This window comes from Pectobacterium jejuense, assembly GCF_026800125.1.
Lineage (GTDB): Bacteria > Pseudomonadota > Gammaproteobacteria > Enterobacterales > Enterobacteriaceae > Pectobacterium > Pectobacterium jejuense.
Window position 1 is genome coordinate 101,784 of the sequence record NZ_JAPQKX010000010.1, and the last position, 25,409, is coordinate 127,192.

General features: G+C 54.6%; 26 protein-coding genes. 18 read left to right on the top strand and 8 right to left on the bottom strand.

The annotated features are described in order from the left end of the window. Positions 1-99 precede the first annotated feature (99 nt). From NXT09_RS17895 to NXT09_RS17925, 7 genes are all read left to right on the top strand, one after another. Positions 100-1,650: an ABC transporter substrate-binding protein gene (locus tag NXT09_RS17895; protein ID WP_268580749.1), complete on the top strand. Its 1,551-nt coding sequence runs from the start codon at positions 100-102 to the stop codon at positions 1,648-1,650. A 71-nt stretch (positions 1,651-1,721) separates the two neighbouring features. Further along, a complete protein-coding gene (locus NXT09_RS17900) occupies positions 1,722-2,606 on the top strand; it encodes a dihydrodipicolinate synthase family protein (protein ID WP_039508234.1) in 885 nt (294 codons plus the stop codon). A gap of 103 nt (positions 2,607-2,709) precedes the next feature. Next, positions 2,710-3,663, top strand: coding sequence for a nucleoside hydrolase (locus NXT09_RS17905; RefSeq protein ID WP_205549530.1), 954 nt, complete (start codon positions 2,710-2,712; stop codon positions 3,661-3,663). A gap of 1 nt (position 3,664) precedes the next feature. Continuing rightward, positions 3,665-4,636: a nucleoside hydrolase gene (locus NXT09_RS17910; RefSeq protein ID WP_268580750.1), complete on the top strand. Its 972-nt coding sequence runs from the start codon at positions 3,665-3,667 to the stop codon at positions 4,634-4,636. Then, positions 4,636-5,613 (top strand): ABC transporter permease, encoded by a 978-nt coding sequence (locus tag NXT09_RS17915; protein WP_268580751.1) that lies wholly within the window; start codon positions 4,636-4,638, stop codon positions 5,611-5,613. The genes NXT09_RS17910 and NXT09_RS17915 overlap by 1 nt, the downstream gene beginning before the upstream one ends. Next, positions 5,610-6,518 carry an ABC transporter permease gene (locus NXT09_RS17920; protein ID WP_240584184.1) on the top strand — a complete coding sequence of 303 codons (909 nt, stop codon included), beginning with the start codon at positions 5,610-5,612 and terminating at the stop codon, positions 6,516-6,518. Before NXT09_RS17915 ends, NXT09_RS17920 begins: the two co-directional genes overlap by 4 nt. Positions 6,519-6,557: 39 nt before the next feature. Continuing rightward, on the top strand, positions 6,558-8,363 hold the full coding sequence (locus NXT09_RS17925) for an ABC transporter ATP-binding protein (protein ID WP_268580752.1): 1,806 nt from the start codon (positions 6,558-6,560) through the stop codon (positions 8,361-8,363). 10 nt (positions 8,364-8,373) lie between these two features. On the opposite strand, the gene NXT09_RS17930 is transcribed toward NXT09_RS17925, so the two are convergent. Continuing rightward, positions 8,374-8,613, bottom strand: a complete 240-nt coding sequence (locus NXT09_RS17930; RefSeq protein WP_268580753.1) for a hypothetical protein — start codon at positions 8,611-8,613, stop codon at positions 8,374-8,376. Positions 8,614-8,749: 136 nt separating this feature from the next. On the opposite strand from NXT09_RS17930, the gene dgoR reads away from it, so the two are divergent. From dgoR to NXT09_RS17955, 5 genes are all read left to right on the top strand, one after another. Then, positions 8,750-9,448 carry a D-galactonate utilization transcriptional regulator DgoR gene (gene dgoR, locus NXT09_RS17935; RefSeq protein ID WP_005976717.1) on the top strand — a complete coding sequence of 233 codons (699 nt, stop codon included), beginning with the start codon at positions 8,750-8,752 and terminating at the stop codon, positions 9,446-9,448. Further along, positions 9,445-10,341: a 2-dehydro-3-deoxygalactonokinase gene (locus tag NXT09_RS17940; RefSeq protein ID WP_268580754.1), complete on the top strand. Its 897-nt coding sequence runs from the start codon at positions 9,445-9,447 to the stop codon at positions 10,339-10,341. Before dgoR ends, NXT09_RS17940 begins: the two co-directional genes overlap by 4 nt. Next, positions 10,325-10,942, top strand: coding sequence for a 2-dehydro-3-deoxy-6-phosphogalactonate aldolase (locus tag NXT09_RS17945; RefSeq protein ID WP_268580755.1), 618 nt, complete (start codon positions 10,325-10,327; stop codon positions 10,940-10,942). Before NXT09_RS17940 ends, NXT09_RS17945 begins: the two co-directional genes overlap by 17 nt. After that, complete coding sequence (dgoD, locus tag NXT09_RS17950; protein ID WP_180787230.1) at positions 10,939-12,087, top strand: galactonate dehydratase; 1,149 nt, start codon at positions 10,939-10,941, stop codon at positions 12,085-12,087. Before NXT09_RS17945 ends, dgoD begins: the two co-directional genes overlap by 4 nt. A gap of 394 nt (positions 12,088-12,481) precedes the next feature. Continuing rightward, the gene (locus NXT09_RS17955) at positions 12,482-13,771 is read left to right on the top strand and encodes an MFS transporter (protein ID WP_240584188.1); all 1,290 of its coding nucleotides are present in this window, start codon (positions 12,482-12,484) and stop codon (positions 13,769-13,771) included. Positions 13,772-13,877: 106 nt separating this feature from the next. On the opposite strand, the gene bhsA (NXT09_RS17960) is transcribed toward NXT09_RS17955, so the two are convergent. The 5 genes from bhsA (NXT09_RS17960) to NXT09_RS17980 form a co-directional block, all read right to left on the bottom strand. After that, positions 13,878-14,135, bottom strand: coding sequence for a multiple stress resistance protein BhsA (gene bhsA / locus NXT09_RS17960; protein WP_119889371.1), 258 nt, complete (start codon positions 14,133-14,135; stop codon positions 13,878-13,880). Between the two features lie 172 nt (positions 14,136-14,307). Beyond that, the gene (gene ssuB, locus NXT09_RS17965; RefSeq protein WP_268580756.1) at positions 14,308-15,108 is read right to left on the bottom strand and encodes an aliphatic sulfonates ABC transporter ATP-binding protein; all 801 of its coding nucleotides are present in this window, start codon (positions 15,106-15,108) and stop codon (positions 14,308-14,310) included. After that, positions 15,105-15,899, bottom strand: a complete 795-nt coding sequence (gene ssuC / locus NXT09_RS17970) for an aliphatic sulfonate ABC transporter permease SsuC (protein WP_095993316.1) — start codon at positions 15,897-15,899, stop codon at positions 15,105-15,107. The genes ssuB and ssuC overlap by 4 nt, the downstream gene beginning before the upstream one ends. Positions 15,900-15,909: 10 nt before the next feature. Beyond that, positions 15,910-17,052, bottom strand: coding sequence for an FMNH2-dependent alkanesulfonate monooxygenase (gene ssuD, locus NXT09_RS17975; protein WP_039281463.1), 1,143 nt, complete (start codon positions 17,050-17,052; stop codon positions 15,910-15,912). A gap of 59 nt (positions 17,053-17,111) precedes the next feature. Beyond that, positions 17,112-18,146, bottom strand: coding sequence for a sulfonate ABC transporter substrate-binding protein (locus NXT09_RS17980; RefSeq protein ID WP_268580757.1), 1,035 nt, complete (start codon positions 18,144-18,146; stop codon positions 17,112-17,114). 465 nt (positions 18,147-18,611) lie between these two features. Between NXT09_RS17980 and NXT09_RS17985 the strand changes: the two genes are divergently transcribed. The 3 genes from NXT09_RS17985 to gmuD are packed head-to-tail and all read left to right on the top strand — an operon-like array spanning position 18,612 to position 21,692. Continuing rightward, positions 18,612-18,935 (top strand): PTS sugar transporter subunit IIB, encoded by a 324-nt coding sequence (locus tag NXT09_RS17985; RefSeq protein ID WP_039320155.1) that lies wholly within the window; start codon positions 18,612-18,614, stop codon positions 18,933-18,935. Next, positions 18,932-20,254: a PTS sugar transporter subunit IIC gene (locus NXT09_RS17990; protein ID WP_039485217.1), complete on the top strand. Its 1,323-nt coding sequence runs from the start codon at positions 18,932-18,934 to the stop codon at positions 20,252-20,254. The genes NXT09_RS17985 and NXT09_RS17990 overlap by 4 nt, the downstream gene beginning before the upstream one ends. A gap of 25 nt (positions 20,255-20,279) precedes the next feature. Further along, positions 20,280-21,692: a 6-phospho-beta-glucosidase GmuD gene (gene gmuD / locus NXT09_RS17995; RefSeq protein ID WP_268580758.1), complete on the top strand. Its 1,413-nt coding sequence runs from the start codon at positions 20,280-20,282 to the stop codon at positions 21,690-21,692. Positions 21,693-21,876: 184 nt separating this feature from the next. Here the strand turns inward: gmuD and bhsA (NXT09_RS18000) are convergent, their stop codons facing one another. Then, positions 21,877-22,134, bottom strand: coding sequence for a multiple stress resistance protein BhsA (gene bhsA / locus NXT09_RS18000; RefSeq protein WP_012772777.1), 258 nt, complete (start codon positions 22,132-22,134; stop codon positions 21,877-21,879). Between the two features lie 235 nt (positions 22,135-22,369). Between bhsA (NXT09_RS18000) and NXT09_RS18005 the strand changes: the two genes are divergently transcribed. Next, on the top strand, positions 22,370-23,650 hold the full coding sequence (locus NXT09_RS18005) for a YidR family protein (protein ID WP_268580759.1): 1,281 nt from the start codon (positions 22,370-22,372) through the stop codon (positions 23,648-23,650). Positions 23,651-23,685: 35 nt separating this feature from the next. Here the strand turns inward: NXT09_RS18005 and NXT09_RS18010 are convergent, their stop codons facing one another. Beyond that, positions 23,686-24,042: a YceK/YidQ family lipoprotein gene (locus NXT09_RS18010; protein WP_205549546.1), complete on the bottom strand. Its 357-nt coding sequence runs from the start codon at positions 24,040-24,042 to the stop codon at positions 23,686-23,688. A gap of 267 nt (positions 24,043-24,309) precedes the next feature. Between NXT09_RS18010 and ibpA the strand changes: the two genes are divergently transcribed. Together ibpA and ibpB are read left to right on the top strand one after the other, a co-directional pair. Further along, on the top strand, positions 24,310-24,723 hold the full coding sequence (gene ibpA, locus NXT09_RS18015; RefSeq protein ID WP_095701006.1) for a small heat shock chaperone IbpA: 414 nt from the start codon (positions 24,310-24,312) through the stop codon (positions 24,721-24,723). Positions 24,724-24,889: 166 nt separating this feature from the next. Beyond that, the gene (ibpB, locus tag NXT09_RS18020; RefSeq protein ID WP_205549548.1) at positions 24,890-25,342 is read left to right on the top strand and encodes a small heat shock chaperone IbpB; all 453 of its coding nucleotides are present in this window, start codon (positions 24,890-24,892) and stop codon (positions 25,340-25,342) included. Positions 25,343-25,409: the final 67 nt, after the last annotated feature.

Sequence of the window (25,409 nt, forward strand, 5' to 3'; positions counted from 1 at the left end):
AAAATGCAATTTTTCATTATCCAATCTAGCGCATAGACTCACAATCATAAGATTTAATACACTTCATCAGTACTCAATCATGGAATAGAGGATTAGTGAATGAAGAAATCGACTCTGGCGTTATTGTTTACCGTTTTATTTTCATCTTCACCTTTGGTTTATAGCGCGGACCTGAATATCGGTTTGGCTTCCTCCACCACATCAATGGATCCGCAGTTTTATGTGAGTGGGGCGAATAGCGCAATGGCGCGCAATATTTTTGACGGTTTGGTTGTACAGGATGAAAAACAGCAGATTGCACCTGCCCTGGCAACCAGTTGGAAAGTGATTGACGACAAGACGTGGGAGTTTGTATTGCGTCCTGGCGTTAAGTTTCACGACGGCAGTGATTTTACGGCTAAAGATGTGATTGCCAGCATTAAACGTATTGCGCTGGCATCGAAAAACAGCCCTAGCTCTTACGCACCTTACGTCAGCGACATTGCTGAAGTAATAGAAGTGAATCCATTAACGGTGCGGATTAAGACAAAAGAGGCTTCGCCGCTGCTGCTGAATAATTTAAGTCGGATTTCGATTTTACCGGCCCGACTTGAGAACGTCCCGACGGAAACGTTGAATTCAGGAAAAGATGTGATTGGTACAGGGCCATTCAAATTTGTTTCCTGGGTGCCGGACGACCGGGTAGTCCTTGTTAGAAATGACGATTACTGGGGAGGAAAAGCAGAGTGGGACAACGTAACTGTCCGTGTATTTAAAAACAGTAGTGCACGTGTAGCAGCCGTATTATCCGGTGATGTGGACATGATTGAAAACGTTCCAACAGCCGACAGCAGTAATATTGAAAAAAATCAGCAGTTAAAAACGATTTCAACACCAGGGAATCGTGTTATTTACCTTCATATGGACCAGCAGCGAGATGAATCACCGTTCGCCAAAGGTCCTGATGGTAAAAACCCATTACTAAAAAAAGAAGTACGCCAGGCGATGTCTTTAGCTATTAATCGTCAGGCAATCGTCGACCGTGTGATGGAGGGGCAGGCTGTTGTCGCCTCTCAGCTTGTACCGAAGGGGTACCCAGGCTATTCCGCGTCCATTCCTGCGCCGGTTTATAATCCGGAGAAAGCCAAACAGGAACTGGCGGCGGCGGGTTACCCCGACGGCTTCACGCTGACCTTCCACGCGTCGAACGATCGTTATCCTAATGATTCTAAAATTGCTCAGGCCATTGGCCAAATGTTCACACGTGCCGGTATCAAAACCGAGGTTGTTACGATGCCCGGCAGTGTGTACTTCTCACGTGCGTCCCGTCTCGAATTCAGTTTGATTATGGGCGGGGCCGCGATTGAAACCGGGGAAGCTTCTGGAGTGTTGGGGCCATTGTTAGAAACCTTTGGCCCCAATGCAGGACAGGGTAATCGTGGTCGCTATTCCAATCCTGTCTTTGATAAAACGCTGAACGAAGCACGTGTCACGCTGGATGAAACCAAACGTGATGCGCTGCTGGCTGAGGCGATGAACATTGGCATGAACGATCTGGGTGTCATTCCAGTGATGTTCCTGTCCAACACCTGGGCGATGAAAAAGCAGTATACCTACGTGGGCCGTTCCGATGCCTACACGCTGCCTTACTTCGTCCGTTCTGCCAAATAGTCACCTGTCATTTATGATTCAAATAAGGGGTGAGTATTCACCCCTTATCTATCCGTAACAAGGAGAGCGGAGTGAATACATTTAGTGGTGTTTTTCCCTATCTGGTGTCACCCGTCAGGCCCGATGGTCAGGTTGATAAGCCCGTTCTGGCGCAGCTCACTGAACATCTGATTCAATGCGGTGTACATGGCGTCGTGCCGTTAGGCAGCACCGGTGAATTTGCCTATCTCTCTGCGGCTCAGCGTCTGGATGTGGTTAAAACGGTGATCGAAACGACGGCGGGCCGTGTGCCGGTTATCGCCGGTGTCGCGTCGACAACGATTCAGGATGCCGTGGAGCAAACGAAACGCTACGTCGAACTGGGCGCGGATGGCATTCTTGCGGTACTGGAAGCCTATTTTCCCCTGAAAGACGAAGGCGTCGAACAGTATTTCCGCGCCATTGCCGAAGCCGCACAGGGCAAACCGGTGGTGCTCTACACCAATCCTCAGTTCCAGCGTTCCGATTTGAGTTTGCCCGTCATTGAACGCCTGAGCCATGTGAATAACATCCGCTATATCAAAGACGCCTCGACCAATACCGGGCGCTTACTTTCCATCATCGAACGTACCCGTGGCCGAATGGACGTCTTCTCCGCGTCTGCCCATATTCCCGCCTGCGTCATGCTGATTGGCGGCGTGGGCTGGATGGCTGGCCCGGCGTGTATCGTTCCCAAACAGAGTATTGCTTTGTATGAAGCCGCCCGCGCGGGTGACTGGAACAGAGCAATGGAGCTTCAGCGTCCGCTGTGGCGCATCAATGAAATCTTTGCCCGTTATTCCATTGCCGGCTGTATTAAAGCGGCGCTGCAATTGCAGGGATTTGCGGTAGGCGATCCGTTGCCGCCTCAGCAACCGCTGGATGAAAAGGCGCGTAAGGAGATCGCGGATGTTTTAGCATCCGTCGATTCCCTCTAGCGCAAAATACATTTTGTTATTTTTCACGCTGTAGAGGTGTGGGGCTTTCTGCACCTTGATGTTCGGCAGTACCTATTAAAAAGAGAAAAGGAATCATCGAAGGATGAGCGCGTTACCTATTATTATTGATTGTGATCCGGGGATAGATGACGCGATTGCGTTATTAAGTGCATTTGTGGCACCAGAGTTGGATATTCGCGGTATCTGCACGGTGTGCGGTAACCAGTCGCTGGACAAGACGGTGCATAATGCGCTGCAAATTGTTGAACTGGGTCAGCGTACGGATATCCCCGTTTTCGCCGGCTGCCATCGGCCGCTGTTGCGCGATCCTATTTATGGCCAGTTTCACGGCGAAAGCGGACTGGGCCAGACGGTGCTGCCTGCGCCGCAAAAACAGGCCGACGCACAGCACGCAGTGAGTTTTATTATTGCGCAGTGTAAGCAGGCGATAGCTGACGGCACGCCGATCACGCTCTGTACGTTAGGGCCGTTAACCAACGTGGCGATGGCGCTGCGTATGGCACCCGAGATCGCCGACGGTATTGCACGCATTGTGATGATGGGCGGCGCGTACCGCGAAGCGGGTAACCGTAGCCTGACGTCTGAATTCAATATGATTGCCGATCCGCAGGCCGCCAAGGTGGTGTTTGACTCGTCGATTGCCATCGTCGCGCTACCGCTGGATGTCACGCATCAGGTGATTTTAACGCCGGAATTAGTGGCGCGTTTCATTGCGCTATCCGGACGCATCTCCGCGCCGTTGGGTGAAATGATGGCGTTTTGGGATCGCAATGACATTCGCCGTTATGGCTCACGCGGTGGCCCGCTACACGATCCACTGGTCATCGCCTGGGTGCTGGCACCACACTGCTTCACAACCGAAAAAGCCAGCGTTTACATTGAGCAGGAAAGCGAGCTGTGCATGGGGCAGACCGTTGCCGACTGGTACGGAAAAACCGATCGTCAGCCGAATGTTGATGTGGTGACGGGGGTGGATGCCAAACAGGTTGTTGAGCTGTTTGCTGACCTATTGAGCCGCTACAGAGAGGGTGTCTGACATGGTTCGAGAACGCATTATTATTGATACCGATCCCGGCGTTGACGATGCGATAGCCATCTGGCTGGCATTGGCTTCGCCCGAGCTGGACGTACTTGGAATTACCGTGGTGGCAGGCAATGTGCCGCTGGCTGCGACGCTGCCGAACGCCTGCAACGTGGTGGGTGTAACGGGCAGAACCGATGTGCCGATTTTTGCGGGTGCCTCGCGTCCGCTCATCCGCGATCAGGTTTTCGGTAAATACGCTCATATCGGCAAGTTTTCCTCCGACTGGGTGCCAGAAAGTACGCTGTCGCCGGAAGAGGAACACGCCGTCGATTTTCTGGTTCGGATGACGCGTCAGGCGGCGGCCGACAATAATCCAATCACCATTTGTTCACTCGGCCCGCTGACGAATCTGGCGTTGGCGCTGTGCTTCCATCCTGATGTCGCTCGCGGCATCAAACAGATTGTGTCCATGAGCTGCGCCTTTACCGCGATGGGGAATCGCGTGCCGTGGGCGGATTTTAACGTTTATGCCGATCCACATGCGGCGGAAATCGTTTTTTCTTCCGGTGTTCCGATTGTCATCATGCCGCTGGATGTAACCTTTCAGGCGCTGATTCAGACGGAACAGGTGGATGCCATCGCACGCAGCGGCGGTGCGCCGGGTAAGGCGATGGCCGCGCTGCTGCGTATGTTTGACCGTAGCGAAGTCGAGCGTTTTGGTCGTGAAGGTGGGCCGATTCATGATGCGACCGTCATTGCGTGGTTGTTGAAACCAGAGCTATTCAAGTCAAAACACGTTCGCGTCGGGGTAGAAGTTGCGGGCAAGACGGCGGGTTACGTGTTTGCCGATTTTTATAACAAGCTGGGTGAGCCAGCGAATGCGCTGGTCATGCGGGAAATCGACGAACAAGGGTTCCTCGGGCTGATTGCCGATCGCCTGCGTCGCTATGGTGTTGACGCAATCAATGGATCTGAGGAGCGCTGATGATCGCCTACCTGCTGAGCCGAATCGGACAAACGCTGCTGACGCTGGCTGTGATGTCGGTGCTGGTGTTTGTGGGGGTTTATCTGGTCGGTAATCCGGTCGATATGCTATTGAGTGCGACGGCTACGCCAGCGGAACGGCTGGCGGTGATTCAGTCCTTTGGTCTGGATAAGCCCGTCTGGGAACAGTACGGGCTGTTTGTCTGGAACGCCTTGCAGGGCGACATGGGCAACTCGTTCATCTTTAACCAACCCGCGCTGACGCTGATTTTTCAGCGCATGCCCGCTACGCTAGAGCTGGCGATGGTGGTGTTCGTGATGGCGCTGGTTGTCGGTATTCCGCTGGGGATTTACGCTGGCCTGAAGCCGGACAGCGCGGTGTCCAAATCCATCATGACCTTTTCCATCCTCGGCTTTAGCCTGCCCACGTTCTGGATCGGGCTGGTGATGATCATGCTGTTCAGCGTGAAGCTCGGTTGGCTGCCATCCTCTGGACGGGGCGATACTCACGATCTCTTCGGTATTCCCTTCAGTTTTCTGACGCGCGATGGTCTCGAACACCTGCTTTTGCCTGCGTTTAACCTCGCACTGTTTAAAATCTCGCTGGTTATCCGCCTGATGCGTGCGGGCGTGATGGAGTGTCTGCAACAGGATTATGTGCAGTTTGCCCGTGCGAAAGGGCTGTCAGAAACCCGCATCGTGCTGGTTCATGTGCTGCGCAACACGCTGATTCCATTGATTACCGTGCTGGGGCTGGAGCTGGGATCGCTGATCGCATTCGCCGTCGTCACGGAAACCATTTATGCCTGGCCGGGCATGGGCAAGCTGATTATCGACTCGATCGCCGTGCTCGACCGTCCGGTCATCCTGGCTTATCTGATGATTACCGTCGTGATGTTCAGCGTGATTAACCTGCTGGTCGATTTGCTGTATGTGTTGGTCGATCCGCGCGTGCGGCTGGGAGGAGATAAGGGATGACGGGAAATACGATACACCAGCCTGCGGCTGTGCAAAAAACGGCCCATCCAGTGATGCGCGTTATGATGGCGCTGATCAACGATCGGCTGGCGCTGTGCGGGCTGATCATGCTGGCGATTTTCGTGCTGCTGGCGCTGCTTGCCCCGCTTCTGTCGCCGCAAAATCCCTACGATCTGATGCAGCTCGACATCATGGATGGCCGACTTGCGCCGGGTTCGCAGAGCATGGCGGGCATGACGTACTGGCTGGGGACGGACGATCAAGGGCGCGACCTGTTCAGCGCCATTTTGTACGGCACCCGTATCAGCCTGATGGTGGGCTTCTCCAGTGCGGCGTTTGCGCTGCTGATTGGTGCCTCGCTGGGGCTGATTAGTGCCTACGTCGGCGGAAAAACGGATGCCACGATCATGCGCATCGTCGATATCCAGCTCAGCTTCCCGCCTATCCTGATTGCACTGATCCTGCTGGCGGTGCTGGGGCAAGGGGTCGACAAGATCATTATGGCGCTGGTGGTAACGCAGTGGGCTTACTACGCGCGCACGATTCGCGGTTCGGCGCTGGTGGAACGTCGCCGCAGCTACGTGGACGCGGCGCGCAGCATGGCGCTGTCCAACCGCCGAATTCTGTTTCGTCATATTTTACCGAACTGTCTGGCACCGCTGATCGTGGTGGCGACGATGCGCATTGCCTACGCCATCATGCTGGAAGCCACGCTCTCGTTTTTGGGGATCGGGCTGCCTGTGACGGAACCGTCACTGGGGCTGCTGATCTCAAACGGTTTTGAATACCTGATGTCGGGCGACTACTGGATCAGCTTCTTTCCGGGGCTGACGCTGTTGCTGCTGATTGTGGCGATCAATCTGGTCGGGGATGCGCTGCGCGACATCCTCAACCCGCGGAATTAATCTGTGGGAACGCCCATAGGAATAAGGGGTAACGAGCACATGACAGCGCCGATTATGTCCGTTTCGCATCTGACCACTGCCTTTCAGGTGAACGGCGAGTGGATGAACGTGGTGCGGGATTTATCTTTCACGATTGGCGAGAAAGAGACGGTCGCCGTGGTGGGAGAATCCGGTTCAGGGAAAAGTGTGATGGCGAAATCCATCATGCGCCTGCTGCCACCCGGCCAAAGCCGGGTTGAGGGTCAGATTCATTTCGGCGATACCGAACTGCTGTCGCTCCCCAATAAAGCGATGCAGGACGTGCGTGGGAACCGCATCGGCATGATTTTCCAGGAGCCAATGACCAGCTTGAATCCGGTCTTGCCGATTGGCTACCAGATTACGGAAGTGCTGCGACGCCATCGCGGCATGGGCAAAGCCGAAGCGCGTGCCGAAGCGGTGCGCCTGCTGGAAAAAGTCCGTATTCCGGCGGCTAAATCACGGCTGAACGAATATCCGCAGAGCTTCTCTGGTGGGATGCGTCAGCGCGTGGTGATTGCGATTGCGCTGGCCTGCCATCCGAAGCTGCTGATTGCCGACGAACCGACGACGGCGCTGGACGTCACGATTCAGGCACAGATTCTGACGCTGATAAAAACCCTTCAGGAAGAAGAAGGGATGTCGGTGCTGTTTATCACCCACGACATGGGCGTGGTGGCGGAAGTGTCCGACCGCACGCTGGTGATGTATCAGGGCGAGATGGTGGAAAACGCCGTCACGCGGGAGATCTTCCATCACCCGCAGCAGCCCTATACCCGCATGCTGCTGTCCGCGGTGCCTAAATTAGGTTCGATGTCCGGCAGCGCATGGCCGCAACGCTTTCCGCTGATCGATCTGAAAACGGGCGAACGCCAGCCAGTGCCCGAAGCGGTGAATACCGTGTCGGGCGAGGAACCAGTGCTGACGGTAAAAAATCTGGTTACTCGATTTGATATCCGATCAGGGTTTTTCCGTCGGCTGTCCGGGCGGGTTCACGCGGTGGAGAATGTCTCGTTCGATCTCTGGCCGGGAGAAACGCTCGCGCTGGTCGGGGAGTCGGGCTGCGGTAAATCCACTACCGGTCGGTCGATTATTCGCCTCAACGACGCCGTTAGCGGTGACATTCAGCTGCTGGGAAAAAATATTCTGACGGCGGATAAGCGTGAGCTGACGGATTCGCGGCGGCAGATTCAGATGGTATTTCAGGATCCGTATGAAAGCCTGAATCCGCGCATGCGGATAGGGGAAGCTATCGCCGAGCCGATGCTGCTGCACGGTCTGGCGACTCGACAGGATGTTAATGCGAGAGTAAGCGCACTGCTGGAACAGGTGGGGTTATCCGGCGATATGGCTTCACGTTTCCCGCATCAGTTCTCCGGCGGGCAGCGCCAGCGCGTTTGTATTGCGCGCGCGCTGGCGTTGGAGCCGAAAGTGATTATTGCCGATGAATCGGTGTCGGCGCTGGATGTGTCCGTCAAGGCGCAGGTGATCAACCTGATGCTGGATCTCCAGCAGAAGCTGGGGCTGTCATTCCTGTTTATCTCGCACGATATGGCGGTGGTCGAACGAATCAGCCACCGCGTGGCGGTGATGTATCTCGGTGAAATTGTGGAGATCGGGCCACGTTCGGCGATCTTCGACAATCCGCAGCATGACTACACCCGACGTCTGATTTCTGCGGTGCCCGTGCCGGATCCGGATACCCGTCCGGTGCGTAATATCACCAATGATGAACTGCGCAGCCCGGTACGCGCCCCTGATTTCCATCCTCCCGCACGCCGCTATAAGCAAGTCGGAGAGGGGCATTTCGTTCTGGAACAGGAGTAGAGCTCCACCTTTACCTGAATTTGCCATTAATGGCGGTTCTTTTGCGTGCGCATTGCGTATGGCCTGAACCGCCATTCTTTTTCTTCTTATCTCTTCTTTCTCTTTCTTTCCCTATCACCGCTGCTGGCGTGCTGTCGTCGCCTTCCATCTTCGCTCGACCCAATCCCTCTGGATGTTGAAATCCGGTAATGCTGGATGTTGCCAAATTGTATTGATTGTCCGTTTTGTGATCCAGATTGTAGTACAACATATATAAATGGTACTACAATCAAGCCAAGAAAAGAGGGAAGGATGCGGTTATTGTGCAACAGTTCGACGACGTCAGGCGGCATGGCGGGTAAAGTAAGTGCAGTGATATCAATCCGTTTTGTCTCGTTGAGGTGATGATGAATAAGCAGGAATTAAGCAAAACCGACCGCATCATTCTGGATATTGGCCAACAGATCGTTGGCGGGAAATACGCGCCGGGCACGCCGTTACCCGCAGAAGCCGAGCTGTGTGAAGAATTTCAGACATCGCGCAACATCATTCGCGAAGTGTTCAGAGCGCTGATGGCGAAAAGGCTGGTGGAAGTGAAACGGTATCGCGGCGCGTTTGTGGCCGCGCGTAACCAGTGGAATTACCTGGATACCGACGTTCTGCAATGGGTTCTGGCAAGCGACTACGACCCGCGTCTGATCAGCGCGATGAGCGAGGTGCGTAATCTGGTGGAGCCGACGATTGCCCGCTGGGCTGCCGAACGGGCGACTTCAAGCGAGCTGGCAGTGATTGAAGCGGCGTTGAACGACATGATTTCTAACCATCAGAATCGCGACGCATTTAATGAAGCGGATATTCGCTTCCATGAGGCGGTATTGGCGGCGGTGCATAACCCAGTACTACAGCAGTTGAGCGTCGCGATCAGTTCGTTGCAGCGTGCGGTGTTTGAACGCACCTATATGCCGGACGAAGACAACATGCCACGGACATTGCGTGAGCATCAGGATCTCTACGATGCCATTCGGCATCAGGATATTGAAGCAGCAGAGCGGGCGGCGTTGACCATGATCGCCAGCTCGACCAAACGGTTAAAGGACATTACATGAGTGAAAGCTATATCGCCATTGACTGGGGTTCGACCAATCTGCGGGCGTGGCTGTATCTGGACGGCGTCTGTATCGACAGCGTGAAATCTGAAGCGGGCGTCACGCGTTTAAACGGTCAGACGCCGCAGCAGGTTTTTCAGCAGATCGTTGCGCCGTGGCAGCAGCACAACGTGCCTGTCGTGATGGCAGGCATGATTGGCAGCAATGCGGGCTGGCTTTCCGTGCCGTATCTGCCATGCCCGACTCGCCTGACGGACGTCGCCCACCGCCTAACGCGCGTGGAAGAAGCCCAGCCGCTGGCCGCCTGGATTGTGCCGGGGTTGAGTATTGCGCAGGACGATAACTGCAATGTGATTCGCGGTGAAGAAACCCAGCTGATTGGCGCGTATAGCGAATGTCCTTCCTCTCTTTATTTGATGCCGGGAACCCACTCGAAATGGGTGCGGGCCGATGACAGCAACGTGCTGGATTTCCGCACGGTGATGACCGGCGAACTGCACCACCTGCTGATGACGCAGTCGTTAATTGGCGTGGGGCTGACCGAACAGCAGCCGTCCCCCGATGCTTTCCAGCAAGGGCTGGCGCTGGGCTTTGCCGACGACAACATCATCCGCTGCCTGTTTGAAACCCGCGCGGCGCATGTGCTGGGGCGTCTGGAGAAAAGTGCCGTGAGCGACTGGCTGTCCGGGCTGCTGATTGGCAACGAAGTCTCACAAATGCAGCGCCACTATCAGGTGGCGGCGGGAGACAGCATCACACTCATCGGCTCCCCTGCGCTGACCGCGCGCTACGAAAAAGCATTACAACAAGCTGGATTGCGCTGGCAGCAGCTGGATGGCGATCGGGCTTTTCAGGCAGGAATAAGGAGCATTGTTAATGAGCTGGAATACTAATCTTCCCTTGATTGCGATTCTGCGCGGTATCACGCCGGATGAGGTGTTGGAACACGTCGCGGCGCTGCTCGATGCCGGATTCGATGCGGTAGAGATCCCGCTGAATTCGCCAAACCCGTATGAAAGTATTCAACTGGCCGTAGAGCATTTTGGCGATCGCGCCCTGATTGGTGCAGGTACGGTACTAAAAGCCGAATATGTCGACAAGTTGCAGGAAATTGGCAGCAAGTTAGTCGTTACGCCTAACATTTCCCCCGAGGTGATTCGTCGGGCGGTGGGTTACGGCATGATGGTGTGCCCTGGCTGTGCTACTGCGACGGAGGCCTTCACGGCGCTGGATGCGGGCGCACAATCGCTGAAAATTTTCCCGTCATCCGCGTTTGGGCCGGACTACATCAAGGCGCTGAAAGCGGTATTGCCAAAAGACGTTCCCGTCTTTGCCGTCGGTGGCGTCACGCCAGAAAACCTGAAGGATTACCTCAGTGCGGGCTGCGTCGGTGCCGGGTTAGGCAGCGATCTGTATCGAGCCGGTCAGTCGGTTGACGTCACCGCGCAAAAAGCACATGCATTTGTTAACGCCTATAAGGACGCTGTTCAATGAAAATTACCAAAATCACCACGTACCGGCTGCCGCCACGCTGGATGTTCCTGAAAATTGAAACCGATGAAGGCATTGTCGGCTGGGGCGAGCCAGTTATCGAAGGCCGTGCACGTACGGTTGAAGCTGCTGTTCACGAGCTATCTGACTATTTGATCGGGCAAGACCCGGCGCGTATCAACGACATCTGGCAGGTGCTTTACCGCGCGGGCTTCTACCGCGGTGGTCCAATCCTGATGAGTGCGATCGCGGGTATCGATCAGGCATTGTGGGACATCAAAGGCAAGGCGCTGGGTGTACCGGTTTATCAGTTACTGGGCGGGCTGGTGCGCGATAAGATCAAAGCGTACAGCTGGGTGGGCGGCGATCGTCCTTCCGAAGTGATCGCAGGCATCAAGAAGCTGACCGACATTGGCTTCGATACCTTCAAGCTGAACGGCTGTGAAGAGATGGGCATCATTGATAACTCGCGCAAAGTGGATGCGGCGGTGGCCGTGGTCGCGGAAATTCGCGAAGCCTTTGGTAACAGTATAGAGTTCGGTCTGGATTTCCACGGTCGTGTGGATGCGCCGATGGCGAAAATCCTAATCAAAGAACTGGAGCCGTACCGTCCGCTGTTTATTGAAGAACCCGTGCTGGCTGAACAGGCGGAATACTATCCTCGTCTGGCGGCGCAAACCCACCTGCCGATTGCAGCGGGCGAGCGTATGTTCTCACGCTTTGATTTCAAACGCGTACTGGCAGACGGCGGACTGGCCATCATTCAGCCTGACCTGTCTCACGCGGGCGGTATTACCGAGTGCTTTAAAATTGCCGCCATGGCGGAAGCCTATGATGTCGCGCTGGCACCACACTGCCCATTAGGCCCAATTGCACTGGCTTCCTGTTTGCATCTCGACTTTGTGGCACGTAATGCCGTATTCCAAGAGCAAAGTATGGGCATCCATTATAATAAAGGTGCCGAGCTGTTGGATTATGTTATCAATAAAGAAGACTTTGCCATGACCGACGGCCATTTCTATCCGCTGAATAAGCCTGGCCTCGGTGTGGAAATTAATGAAGAACTGGTTATTGAACGTAGTAAAAATGCGCCAGACTGGCGTAACCCGGTGTGGCGTTATCCTGACGGTGCCGTCGCCGAGTGGTAATACCCGTCATTCGCGTTGGCTTTCCTGCAACTCGAATTATTTAGGGTATAACAAATACAATAGGTTAGGTGTTGAATAACAAGTAATACATAACGCATTTCCCCGGCGCGACGGAATATAACACGCATGGATTATCACGAAATACATTATTTCGTGAGGGATTACTGTTTTATTTTATTAGCGTCGGGGAAAGTAATCTTCCATTTATCATGAGTAAGCCACCACCGGGATTTTAAAAATAAAACGCCATGTTCAATAAAGGAATGTATTGACTGTGTGCGGTTATTTATTTCATTAGAAAAAATAAAGCATACCAACTGCTGGTGTTGTTGATCGTTCAAAAATAGCGGGCAATAAGTATTAACGTCCGTTTAATAAATAACAGGAAAATAAGATGGATATGACATTAACTACCCGTCCTACAAAACGGCGTTATTTCACCTTGCTGATGATTTTTATTACGGTCGTCATCTGCTATGTGGATCGCGCCAACCTGGCTGTGGCGTCGGCGCATATTCAGGAAGAGTTCGGCATTACAAAAACACAAATGGGCTATATCTTTTCCGCGTTTGCCTGGACCTATACGTTATGCCAAATACCCGGCGGCTGGTTCCTTGACCGCGTCGGTTCAAAGGTCACCTATTTTATCGCCATCATGGGATGGTCGATTGCCACGTTGCTGCAAGGTTTTGCCACCGGTCTGGCATCGTTGATTGGTTTGCGTGCGGTGACCGGGCTGTTTGAAGCGCCTGCGTTTCCGACGAACAACCGTATGGTGACCAGCTGGTTCCCTGAGCAGGAACGTGCTTCTGCTGTTGGATTCTATACGTCAGGACAGTTCGTTGGTCTGGCATTCCTTACGCCATTGCTCATCTGGTTGCAGGAAATCCTGAGCTGGCACTGGGTGTTCATCGTCACCGGCGGCGTCGGTATTGTCTGGGCAATTATCTGGCACTTTGTTTATCAGTCACCGAAGAAAAGCAAAGGGATCAATCAGGCTGAGCTGGATTACATTGCCGAAGGCGGCGGTATCATCGATGGTGATGCGCCGACTGAGAAAAAGGCGCGTACGCCGTTAACGGCAGCCGACTGGAAACTGGTGTTTAACCGCAAGCTGGTCGGCGTGTATATCGGGCAGTTTGCCGTGACCTCTACGCTGTGGTTCTTCCTGACGTGGTTCCCGAACTACCTGACGCAGGAAAAACAGATTAGCGCACTGACGGCAGGCTTTATGACAACGGTGCCTTTCCTGGCGGCGTTCGTTGGCGTGCTGTTGTCTGGGTTTGTGGCGGACCGTCTGGTGCGTAGTGGAAAATCGATCGGTTTGGCGCGTAAAACGCCGATTATCTGTGGCCTGTTGATTTCAACCTGCATCATGGGGGCGAACTACACCAACGATCCGGTATGGATTATGGTGTTGATGGCGCTGGCGTTCTTTGGCAATGGCTTTGCCTCCATCACGTGGTCGCTGGTGTCGTCGCTGGCGCCGATTCGTCTGATTGGTCTGACGGGCGGGGTGTTTAACTTTATCGGCGGTCTGGGCGGTATCACGGTGCCATTGATCATTGGCTATCTGGCTCAGGATTACGGGTTTGCTCCGGCACTGACCTACATTGCTGGCGTAGCGCTGGTTGGTGCACTGTCTTACATCTTACTGGTGGGCGAAGTGAAGCGTGTAGGCTAACGCTCGTCACCCGTGTGCAGTAGGGTTCTGGAAAAACCATAAAAAACGGACTTTCCTCTTAGGTGAGGAAAGTCCGTTTAATTTTTTGATTGTCTTTTTGTGCGCATTATTTGTAGATAATGGCAGTGCCGCGCAGTTGGTTATCACCAGTGGCAGAGGTAATGGTGAACGCGTTGGCACCCGCTTTTTCTGCTTTCTGAGCCAGCTGTGCTTGCAGTGAATCCAGGCTGTGCGCGGTAGCGCTAACGACACCGATTTTTTCCAGGCTCTGTGCCTGTTGTGAAGACACCTGATCGGCAGCGAAAGTACCAAAAGACAGGGCAGACAGTACGGCAGCAGCGGCGAAGAGTTTTACGTTTTTCATGTGATGTATCCTATTCAATGTTGTTTGGAGTGAAAGGTCATTTCCTTTCGATGAAGAGGATATTACGCCGATGCGGGGAGAAGGAAAAACGGAGTGTTTTGAGAATATTTGTCAATATTTTTGATGTTAAATCTGGCGATAAGCTATCCCGTCTCGATCGCCAGAATGAAGGCTATATTGCCGCCTGCTGAGGCAACGGCGGTGAGGTGGGTGCCAGCACGCGTTCCAGCACGCGGGCTTCCAGTTCCGCCAACTTCGCCGATCCGCGACGTCGTGGTCGGGGTAAATCGACCATGATATCCAGCCCTACGCGGCCTTCTTCAATCAGAATAACTCGGTCGGCCAGCGCAATGGCTTCGGAGACATCGTGCGTCACCAGCAATACGGTGAACCCGTGTTGGAGCCACAGATTTTCGATCAGGCTTTGCATCTCGATGCGGGTCAAGGCATCCAACGCCCCCAGCGGTTCATCTAACAGCAGCAAACGCGGATGGTGAATGAGCGCGCGTGCCAGCGCGACGCGCTGTTTCTGACCGCCGGACAGCGCCGCCGGCCAGTCGTTCGCACGATCCGCCAGCCCGACGGAGACCAGAGCCTCCTGCGCTTTCTCACGCCAGTTGCCGCGCAGCCCCAGCCCGACATTATCGATCACCTTTTTCCACGGCAGCAGGCGTGCTTCCTGAAACATCAGCCGCGTGTCGTCTTTTGCGCTGCTGAGCGGCGCGGTGCCTGTCAGCAGTTCGCCGCTGCTGGCCGCTTCCAGACCAGCGAGCAGGCGCAGCAGGGTACTTTTGCCGCAGCCGCTGCGACCGACGATGGCAACAAACTGCCCGGACGGAATGCGCAGCTGCACATCATTCAGTACGGTGCGGTGGCCGTAGTGCTTGGTGATGGCATCGAGCGCCAGCGGTGTCCCCTTGGTGAGCGGCGACGGTGAATGCGCGTGCGTTGTAGAATCGGTAAAAGCGGTCATGATGCGTCCCCCGATGAGGTTTGATAAGCCGGATTCCAGCGCAGCCAAATGCGCTCCAGCCCCTGAGCGCTGACATCGGCCAGTTTGCCGAGCAGGGCGTAAAGAATGATGGCGACCACGACCACGTCTGTTTGCAGGAACTCGCGGGCGTTCATGGCGAGGTAGCCGATGCCGGAGTTGGCAGAAATAGTTTCCGCGACAATGAGCGTCAGCCACATAAAGCCCAGCGCAAAACGGATGCCGACCATGATGGACGGCAGCGCGCCGGGCAGTACCACCTGAGAAAACAGGCTCAGGCCGGACAGCCCGTAGCTGCGTGCCATTTCCAGCAGGCCGCGATCGATGTTTTTAATGCCGTGATAGGTGTTGAGATAAACCGGGAACAGCGTGCCCAGCGCCACCAGAAAGATCTTGGCCGCCTCATCGATGCCAAACCACAGAATCACGAGCGGGATCAGCGCCAGATGAGGAACGTTGCGGATCATCTGCACTGAGCTGTCCAGCAGACGCTCGCCCCAGCGTGACAGCCCGGTGATAAAGCCGAGCACCAATCCGATGCTACCGCCGATAGCAAACCCGATCAGGGCACGCCAGCCGCTGATAGCCAGATGCTGCCACAGTTCACCGCTAGCGATGAGCGACCAGCCTGCGGTAATCACCGAACTGGGCGCAGGCAGAATCCGGTTGGATAGCCAACCGAACTCGACGGATATCTGCCATGCAACCAGCAGCGTCACGGGGAGCAGGAAAGGTGCAAAGCGCTGTGCCAGTGAAGAGAGCGTTCTTGCCATGATCGATTCCTCAGCTTTGCGAGACTTTACGCGGCACATAGCGGTTAGCAATCAGCTCTCCCGCGGTGTTCACCGTATGCAGCGGCGTAGGCTGCTGCGCCAGATCGAGGTGCGGGAACAGCAGTTCACCCACGCGATACGCCTCTTCCAGATGCGGATAGCCGGACAGAATAAAGGTATCAATGCCGAGATCGGCGTATTCCTGAATACGCTCGGCCACCGTCGGACCATCACCAACCAGCGCCGTGCCTGCGCCACCGCGTACCAGACCGATGCCTGCCCACAGATTTGGGCTGATCTCCAGTTTGTCCTTCTTGCCGCCGTGCAGGGCGGCCATGCGCTGCTGGCCGACGGAATCAAAACGTGCAAGCGCCGCCTGTGCATCGGCGATAGTCTTTTCATCCAGATGGGAAATCAGCCGATCGGCAGCCTGCCAGGCTTCCTCGGTGGTTTCCCTTACGATGACATGCAGGCGAATACCGAAGCGAACCTCACGCCCCTGCGCCGCCGCTTTGGCGCGGACTTCCGCCAGCTTTTCTTTAACCTGCTCAGGCGGTTCGCCCCATGTCAGGTAGAGATCGACCTGTTCTGCCGCCAGATTCTGTGCTGCTTCGGAAGAGCCGCCAAAGTAGAGCGGCGGACGCGGCTGCTGCACGGGTGGGTAAAGCAGTTTGGCGTCTTTGACCTGAATGTGTTTCCCTGCGAAATCGACGGTTTCGCCTTCCAGCAGCCTGCGCCAGATATGGGTGAATTCCGCCGAGGCTTCATAGCGCTCTTCATGGCTGAGGAACAGCCCTTCGGCGGCCAGTTCTTCCGGGTCGCCGCCAGTCACCAGATTGAACAGCGCGCGGCCGTTAGACAGCCTGTCCAGCGTGGCGGCCTGACGCGCGGCGATGGTGGGGGAAATTACGCCGGGGCGCAGAGCAACGAGAAATTTCAGTCGCTGCGTCACCGGAATGAGCGATGCCGCAACCAGCCAGGAATCCTCGCAGGAGCGGCCTGTCGGCAGCAGCACGCCACCAAATCCTTGCCGCTCGGCGGCTTGCGCCACCTGTTGCAGATAGCTGTGGTCAACATGACGTGCGCCCTCGGTGCTACCAAGATAGCGACCGTCTCCGTGGGTGGGCAGAAACCAGAATACGTTAAGACTCATGGTGTGAACTCCTTGAACTGTCTTGTTTGGGGTAAACAAAAGGGTGTGTGGCAGGCGAATTAGTTCGCCTTGGGACGCCAGACGCGCTCTGCTATATTGACCTTCACCGGCACCAGACGATTTTCATAAAACAGGTCTGCTGTGGATTGCTGTGCCTTGATCGTGGCGGCATCCAGCGGTTCGACGGTAGTCAGTGGGCGATGGTCGAGCGCCGTTTCAATCACTTTTTCCGGCAGCCCTACCGCGTTTGCTAGCAGCGTGACGCTTTCCGCCCGGTCGCTGATCGTTAAGGCATCCGCTTTGGTCAGCACATCCAGTACCTGACGAATAAAGGTGCCGTGCGCCTCGGCGTAAGGACGGCCAGCCAGATAGAAGGAGCCGGTTTTCTCCAGCCCGCTGCTGTCGATCAGCACGCGAACGCCGCCTTCCAGCAGCGCGGCGGAATAGTAGGGATCCCAGATTGCCCATGCATCGACGTTGCCTTGCTGGAAGGCCGCGCGAGCGTCAGCGGGGGTCAGGTAGGTCGGTTTGATATCGGTGAATTTCAGTCCGTCGCGTTGCAGCGCGCGCAGCAGCGTGTTGTGCGCACTGGAGCCTTTCTGGAAGGCGACTTTGCGGCCTTTTAAATCGGCGACGGTTTTCACCGGGCTGTCTTCCCGCACCAGAATCACTTCGGCCTGAGGCTTAGGTGGTTCTACACCGACATACAGCAGGTCAGCGCCAGCGGCCTGCGCAAAAATCGGCGGGATATCACCGGTGCCGCCCAGATCGATGCTGCCCACATTGAGCGCTTCCAGCATCTGCGGACCGGCGGGGAATTCAACCCAGCTGATTTTGGTGTTGGGGAACTGCTTTTCCAGCAGTTGGTGCGATTTTGCCAGCACCAGACTGACCGAGCCTTTCTGATAGCCGACGCGCAGCTGCGTTGGCACGCTGTCCTGTGCATAGGCGGCGGAGACGAGCAACAGGGCGCTGGCGGCCAGCATAGCGGGGAGTTGGCGCAGCCGCGCCGTCACGTTGCTCCACAATGGCGCGCTTTGCCGCGTTGTTCCATCACGTCCTTCCGTGACCGATTTTTTCATCATCAATGACATGCTTGTGATCTCTCCCTTATAACGAAAAATTAAAATACAGCGATAAAATGCAACATCGGGTGATAAACATAGCAGGGGGAGGGCGGGCTTTTTAAATCTCAATTTGTCGTTTTTATAGCCAAAAGTAGAAAATGCCTGAAATCAGCGCACTTAGCGTAATAAGCGCTGCAATAGTGGGTTTTACCTGTCCTTCACGTCTGAAACACGTTTTCCATGACCTGCCTCACATTGTTTCCCGCAATGTCTATCATTTCGTGAACCCATTCTCATATATTGTTTTTTTTCATGGAAAACGGTTTCCGTTATGTTTCCATAGGCGTGTTTCCAGTGCATGTATGTCCAATGGACGTGTTTATTCACGATGCTTTTATTGATGACGTTTTTTTATTCATAACGCTTTTTATTCGTAACGCGTTTTATTCATAACGCTTTTTATTCGTAACGTAATACGACGGGGTATTGAAAATGAAAAGGATCATGCTTTGTTGTTCCGCTGGGATGTCTACCAGCCTTTTAATGAGAAAGATGAAGGAGGCGGCCAGCGCACGTAGTCTGGACGTCGAGATTGCCGCCTACGCCGCCCATGAATTTGATGAGCAGGTCGGGAAATATGACGTTGTGCTGCTGGGGCCGCAGGTGAAATATATGCTGGCGTCCTTTCAGGAGAAAGCCGAGGGAAAAGGCGTGCCCGTAGCAGCGATAGATATGATGGATTACGGTATGCAGCGCGGTGACAACGTGCTGGATTTTGCCTTTTCACTGATCGAAAAATCAGGACAACCGCTATGAGTGGCCTCTATCAGTCGATGGTGAATATCATCGAGCAAAAAATTACCCCGCTGGCGGGTGTGGTGGGGCAACAGCGCCACATCATCGCGATTCGTGATGGGTTTATCGCTGCGCTGCCTTTCATGATCATCGGTTCATTTATGCTGGTGTTCATCTTCCCGCCGTTTGCGCCGGATACCACGCTGGGATTTGCCCGCGCGTGGCTCGATTTTTCCGTTGCCTACCGTGAACAACTGATGCTGCCGTACTACCTCAGTATGGGGGTCATGACCTTCTTTATCTCGGTGGGGATTGGGGCCAGCTTGGGTAAGCACTACAAGCTGGATCCGATCATGACCGGTCTGCTGGCGCTGATGGCATTCTTGCTGGTGGCCGCGCCTTATCAGGATAAGCAAATTTCCACCCAGTACTTCTCTGGCGAGGGGATTTTCACCGCGATTCTGACCGCGATTTATGCGGGTGAGGTGTATGCCTGGCTGAAGAAACGCAACATCACGATTCGCCTGCCGAAAGAAGTGCCGACCGGCGTGGCGCGTTCGTTTGAAATTCTGATTCCCGTGCTGGTCATCGTCGCGACGCTGCATCCGTTTAACCTGTTCATCCAGTCCTCAACCGGCATGATTATCCCTGAAGCCATCATGCACCTGCTGGCACCGCTGATTTCGGCGTCGGATTCGCTGCCTGCGATTCTGATTTCGGTATTTATTTGCCAGATTCTGTGGTTTGCCGGGATTCACGGCGCGCTGATCGTCACCGGGATTATGAACCCGTTCTGGATGACCAACCTGGCGCTGAATCAGGCTGCGCTTTCGGCCGGTGCGCCGCTGCCGCATATTTATTTGCAGGGATTCTGGGATCACTACCTGCTGATCGGCGGGGTCGGTTCCACGCTACCGCTGGCCTTTTTGTTAATGCGTAGCCGCGCGATTCACCTGCGCACCATTGGCCGGATGGGCGTGGTACCGAGCTTTTTCAACATCAACGAACCGATTCTGTTTGGTGCACCAATCATCATGAACCCGCTGTTGTTCCTGCCGTTTATTTGCGTGCCGATGGTCAATGCGGTCATTGCCTATACGGCGACGAAGCTCGGCTGGATCGCGCAGGTGGTTTCCCTGACGCCGTGGACGACGCCAGCGCCGATTGGGGCATCATGGGCGGCGAACTGGGCGTTCAGCCCGGTGATCATGTGTCTGCTCTGCATGGTGATGTCGGCCGCGATGTATTACCCGTTCCTGAAAGTCTATGAGCGCACGCTGCTTAAACAGGAGCAGGAGAAACAACAGCAGGCCGCAGGCGAAGCCAGCGCCAGCGCATAAACACGAGTGAAGCAGAGAGGAACGTATGCACGATCATCTTCAGAACGATTTTCGCTTTCCCGCGAATTTTTGGTGGGGTAGCGCCAGTTCGGCACCGCAAACGGAAGGCGAAAGCCTCAGCTATGGTAAAAGCGCCACCGTGTGGGACGAATGGTTTGCCACGCAGCCCGGTCGTTTTCACCAGCAGGTTGGGCCGGCGGATACTTCCACGTTTTATCAGCACTGGCGTGAAGATATCGCGCTGCTGAAGACGCTGAATCACAACACGTTCCGAACGTCGATCTCGTGGGCGCGACTGATTCCCGATGGCGTCGGTGAACCGAATCCGCAGGCGGTCGCGTTTTATAATCAGGTCATTGATGAAATGCTGGCGCAGGGCATCACGCCGTTTATCAATCTGTTCCATTTTGATATGCCGATGGTGATGCAGCGGCTGGGCGGCTGGGAAAATCGGGCGGTGGTCGTGGCCTATGCGGGCTATGCGGCGACCTGCTTCCGCCTGTTTGGCGACAGGGTAAAACACTGGTTTACGTTCAATGAGCCGGTGGTGCCGGTGGAAGGCGGGTATCTGTATGATTTCCACTATCCGAACGTGGTGGATTTCAAGCGAGCGGCGACGGTGGCGTACCACACGATGCTGGCGCATTCGCTGGCGGTGAGGGCGTACCGCGAACAGTCTCAGGGCGGGGAAATTGGCATTATCCTCAACCTGACGCCTTCCTACCCGCGTTCCCAACATCCGGCCGATGTTAAAGCCGCCAACATCGCCGATCTGATGTTTAACCGCAGCTTCCTCGATCCCGCATTGAGGGGCGAGTATCCGCAGGAACTGGTCGATCTGCTGAATCGCTATGGCCAACTGCCGAGCTGCCAGCCTGACGATCGTGCGCTGCTGGCCGATGGGATTGTCGATCTGCTGGGAATTAACTACTACCAGCCGCGTCGAATCCAGTGCCGCGACAGTCTGGTTAACCCTGATAGTCCGTTTATGCCCGAGTGGTTCTTCTCCAGCTATGAGATGCCAGGGCGAAAAATGAATCCCTATCGCGGTTGGGAAATTTACGAACCGGGCATCTATGACATTCTGACCAACCTACGGGTGAATTACGGCAATCCGCGCTGCTTTATTTCGGAAAACGGCATGGGGGTGGAGAACGAACAGCGTTTCGACGTAAACGGTCAGATTCAGGATGATTACCGCATCGATTTTGTCCGCGAACACCTGAAGTATGTACACAAAGGGATCGCGGAAGGCAGCCGTTGCCTCGGCTACCATATGTGGACGTTTATCGATAACTGGTCGTGGTCGAATGCCTACAAGAATCGCTATGGCTTTGTGCAGCTGGATTTGGCGACGCAAAAACGCACGGTGAAGAAAAGCGGACAATGGTTCGCGGCGACAGCGGCCGAGAATGGCTTTCGAGGTTCAACGTCGTAAGTCTATCCACGTCGGTGTGGCACTCTGCCACACCGAATTCATCGCCTTTCCTGCTTTCCCACGAACCCCTTTCGCATAAATAAAAAAACCGGCTTGCCCTGATGAGGAGGCAAGCCGGAAAGAGGGTAATACGTGATGTCTTACAGAATAGCTAACTGGGATAAAAACTCAGGGTAAACAATGATTAGTTAAAGATTACCGCAGAGCCACGCAGCTGATCGTTACCGGTCGCAGACGTGATGGTATAAGCTTTAGCGCCTGCTTTTTCTGCCTTCGCGGCGAGCTGAGCCTGTAGTGAGCTGAGGTCTTGAGCGGTAGCAGTAACGACGCCGACTTTTTCCAGGTTCTGTGTCTGTGAAGGAGCAACATATTCAGCAGCAGAAGCACCGAAAGTCATGGTAGCGAGAACAACAGCAGCGGCGATGGTTTTTACGTTTTTCATGGTGTCTTATCCTTTTCTGATTGATAGGTGAAAGGGGGCTGCCCTTTCGATATGAAGAATGTTACGCCGATGCTAATGAATTAAAAAACGGATGTTATTGAGAGAGTCTTTCTATTTTTTTGAATGACAATATCGGTTGTTGTTTGTTTTTTTTAAATAAAAAACAATATGTTATACAAAAAACTGAAATTGATTTACAAACTATTGACTGATATTGAATGAGTGGAGTGATGTTTTGCCTGTGGAAAATCAACTAACGTTTAATGCTGCTGGACATCAACTTACCAACATTAATTGCTGGTCATGTGATGGGGAGTGGCTGGTTTACGACGTCAGACCTTATGGATCTTCATTCACAGGGCTGACAATTGAGCGAGTACACCTGACAAGCCGGGAAACCGAGGTAATTTATCGGGCGACGGCGGGGGCGCACGTGGGCGTGGTGACCTGTAGCCCGCAGGAACCGCTGCGCTATGTCTTTATCCACGGGCCGGAAAACCCAGACGGCGAGTGGCAGTATGATTTTCACCATCGGCGTGGAACGATAGTGGCGGATCGCCAGCGCGATGAGGCCATCACGCTTGATGCTTTCTCCATTACGCCGCCTTATCAGGCTGGTGCGCTGCGCGGCGGTACGCATGTCCATGTCTTCAGTCCGGATGCCAGCCGCCTGAGCTTTACCTATAACGACCATGTGCTGCATGAGCGCGATCCGGCATTGAACTTGCGCAACGTGGGCGTGGCCGTGCCGCTACAGGCCGTCACCGTTGAGAAACACCATCCGCGTGAATATGACGGCAGCCACTATTGTGTGCTGGTCAGCAGAACGACGCCGCAGCCGCAGCCCGGCAGCGATGAGATCAATCGCGCCTATGAAGAAGGATGGGTAGGAACGGCGGGCTATATTCGACAAGATGGCTCGCGGCAGCGCTGGGCGCTGGCGTTTATCGGCGATACGCGTGCGGCGGACGGGACAACGGTGCCTGAGATTTTTATCGTCGACTTGCCGGATGCGCTGGAAGAGTACGCCAAAGCGGGTGATGCGCCACTGGCAGGGACGGCAACGTCAATGCCAGCACCGCCAGCCGGTGTGCAGCAGCGGCGTTTAACATTTACGCACTCGCGTCGTTATCCTGGCCTGGTGAATCAGCCACGCCACTGGCTGAGAGTGTCACCCGACGGCAGTGAGATTGCTTTCCTGATGCGGGATGAGGCAGGCGTGGTGCAGCTGTGGACGCTTTCCCCGAACGGCGGTGAACCAAGGCAGGTAACGCGCACGGAACACGGCGTACAGTCGGCTTTTAACTGGCACCCGGATGGACGTTCTCTGGCGTTTGTGTCTGATAACAGCATCATGCGGTGTGACGCGAAAAGCGGTGAGCTTGTGCGGCTAACGGCGCGGACGGACAGCGCACCGAGTGCGGATGCCGTGGTCTTTTCCCCTGATGGGAAACACATTGCGTATATGCGGGAGATTGACGGCTTTAATCAGCTTTTTGTTGTGGCGACGGCATAACCTGCACGCGTTGATTCAAGGTGAATGCAGGGCTATCACAGCTGATTATGTGGTGCGGTGGCAAGCTGTGAGCTGGCGGTCTGGTTTTGCTCTTCACTGTGTGAAATGCGTTCGCGTGTCGACAGTTTGTGCTTATCGCTGCCTGAGCGATAGTAGTCGTATGGCAGCAGCAGAGTGTCGGCCACCGCCGAGAACGGCAGGTCGATAGCGACCAGCGGTATCATCGCCCAACTGGTGTCGTCGTCGCGCAGCATATCCACACCGGCACGCGTGCCGGAATAGTAACCCTGATCGCCTCCGGTATGTGTCATCACGCTGGAGCAACCGCTGGTTGCCACTGCGCCACTACTGGTAATGATGAAAGAGAACAACGCACTTTTCAGTAAGGTCATATTACCTGTCCATTAAGAACCTGCTGCCAGAGCGGGTTCCAGAGCCTGCCTATCTTGAGTGTATGTGATAACGCCCGCAGTGTGAGTGAATATTGCATGAAACCCTGCGATTTTTCCTTTTTGCCTCTTGAAAGTCTGAGGGGGGTCACCATATTGATAACAAGCCGGAAGAAAACGATACGCCGTCAGGGTATCTGTTCCAGCTGTGAGCCTGTCCCTAGGGAAGGTAAAAAATAAATCCTCGCTGCATGTTTAGGAGGCTGTTTTATGCGTAACCCCGATTTTTCCCCACTGTACCGTTCCGCTATCGGTTTTGATCGCCTGTTTAATCTCTTAGAAACCGGGCAGACCCAGAGTAACGGCGGCTACCCTCCCTACAACGTCGAACTGGTTGACGAGAACCAATACCGCATTGCGATTGCCGTAGCGGGCTTCGCCGAGCAGGAACTGGACATCACCGCGCACGACAACTTATTGATTGTAAAAGGTGCCCACGCCGGTGAGCAGGTTGCCCGCAACTACCTGTATCAGGGGATTGCCGAGCGCAACTTCGAGCGTAAATTCCAGCTGGCCGAACATATTCAGGTAAAAGGCGCCAATCTGGAAAATGGGCTGCTGTACGTCGATCTCGAACGTATCGTGCCGGAAGCGATGAAGCCGCGTCGGATTGAAATCAAGTAAACCCACATCACGTTATTTGCACGAATCGCGCATTGCCTGAAACGGCAGCGCGGTGAATGAACGTTTCGTCTGCCGAATGGGGACGACGCCAGCTATAGAACTGTGGCTGGCATAGGGTATGCCCGTATGGGCACCATTAATCTCGCTTCTTAGAAGGAGTCATATTATGCGTAACTACGATTTATCACCTTTACTGCGTCAGTGGATCGGTTTTGACAAATTAGCCAGCTCAATGCAGGGCAGCCAGGAACCGATTGATTTTCCTCCGTACAATATCGAGAAGAAAGACGACAACCACTATCGCATCACGCTCGCGCTGGCAGGGTTCCGGCAGAGCGATCTGGATATCGAAGTAGAAGGCCCGCGCCTGACCGTGAAAGGCAGCCCGGCGCCGTCCAAGAAAGCCGTGGAATATCTGCATCAGGGGCTGGTGTTTAAGCCTTTCTCGCTGAGCTTCACGCTGGCCGAGCATCTGCATGTGTCCGAGGCACACTTTGAAAATGGCCTGCTGCATATCGATCTGGTGCGTGACGTGCCGGAAGCCTTGCAGCCTCAGCGCATTGCCATCAATAGTGACCGTCCGGCATTGAACCAGCAGCCTGCTGAAGATGCCTCATAACGCGATATCCGCATTATTTGTTTGATGATTTCCCGCGCTCGTATCATTACGGGCGCGGTTTTGTGTT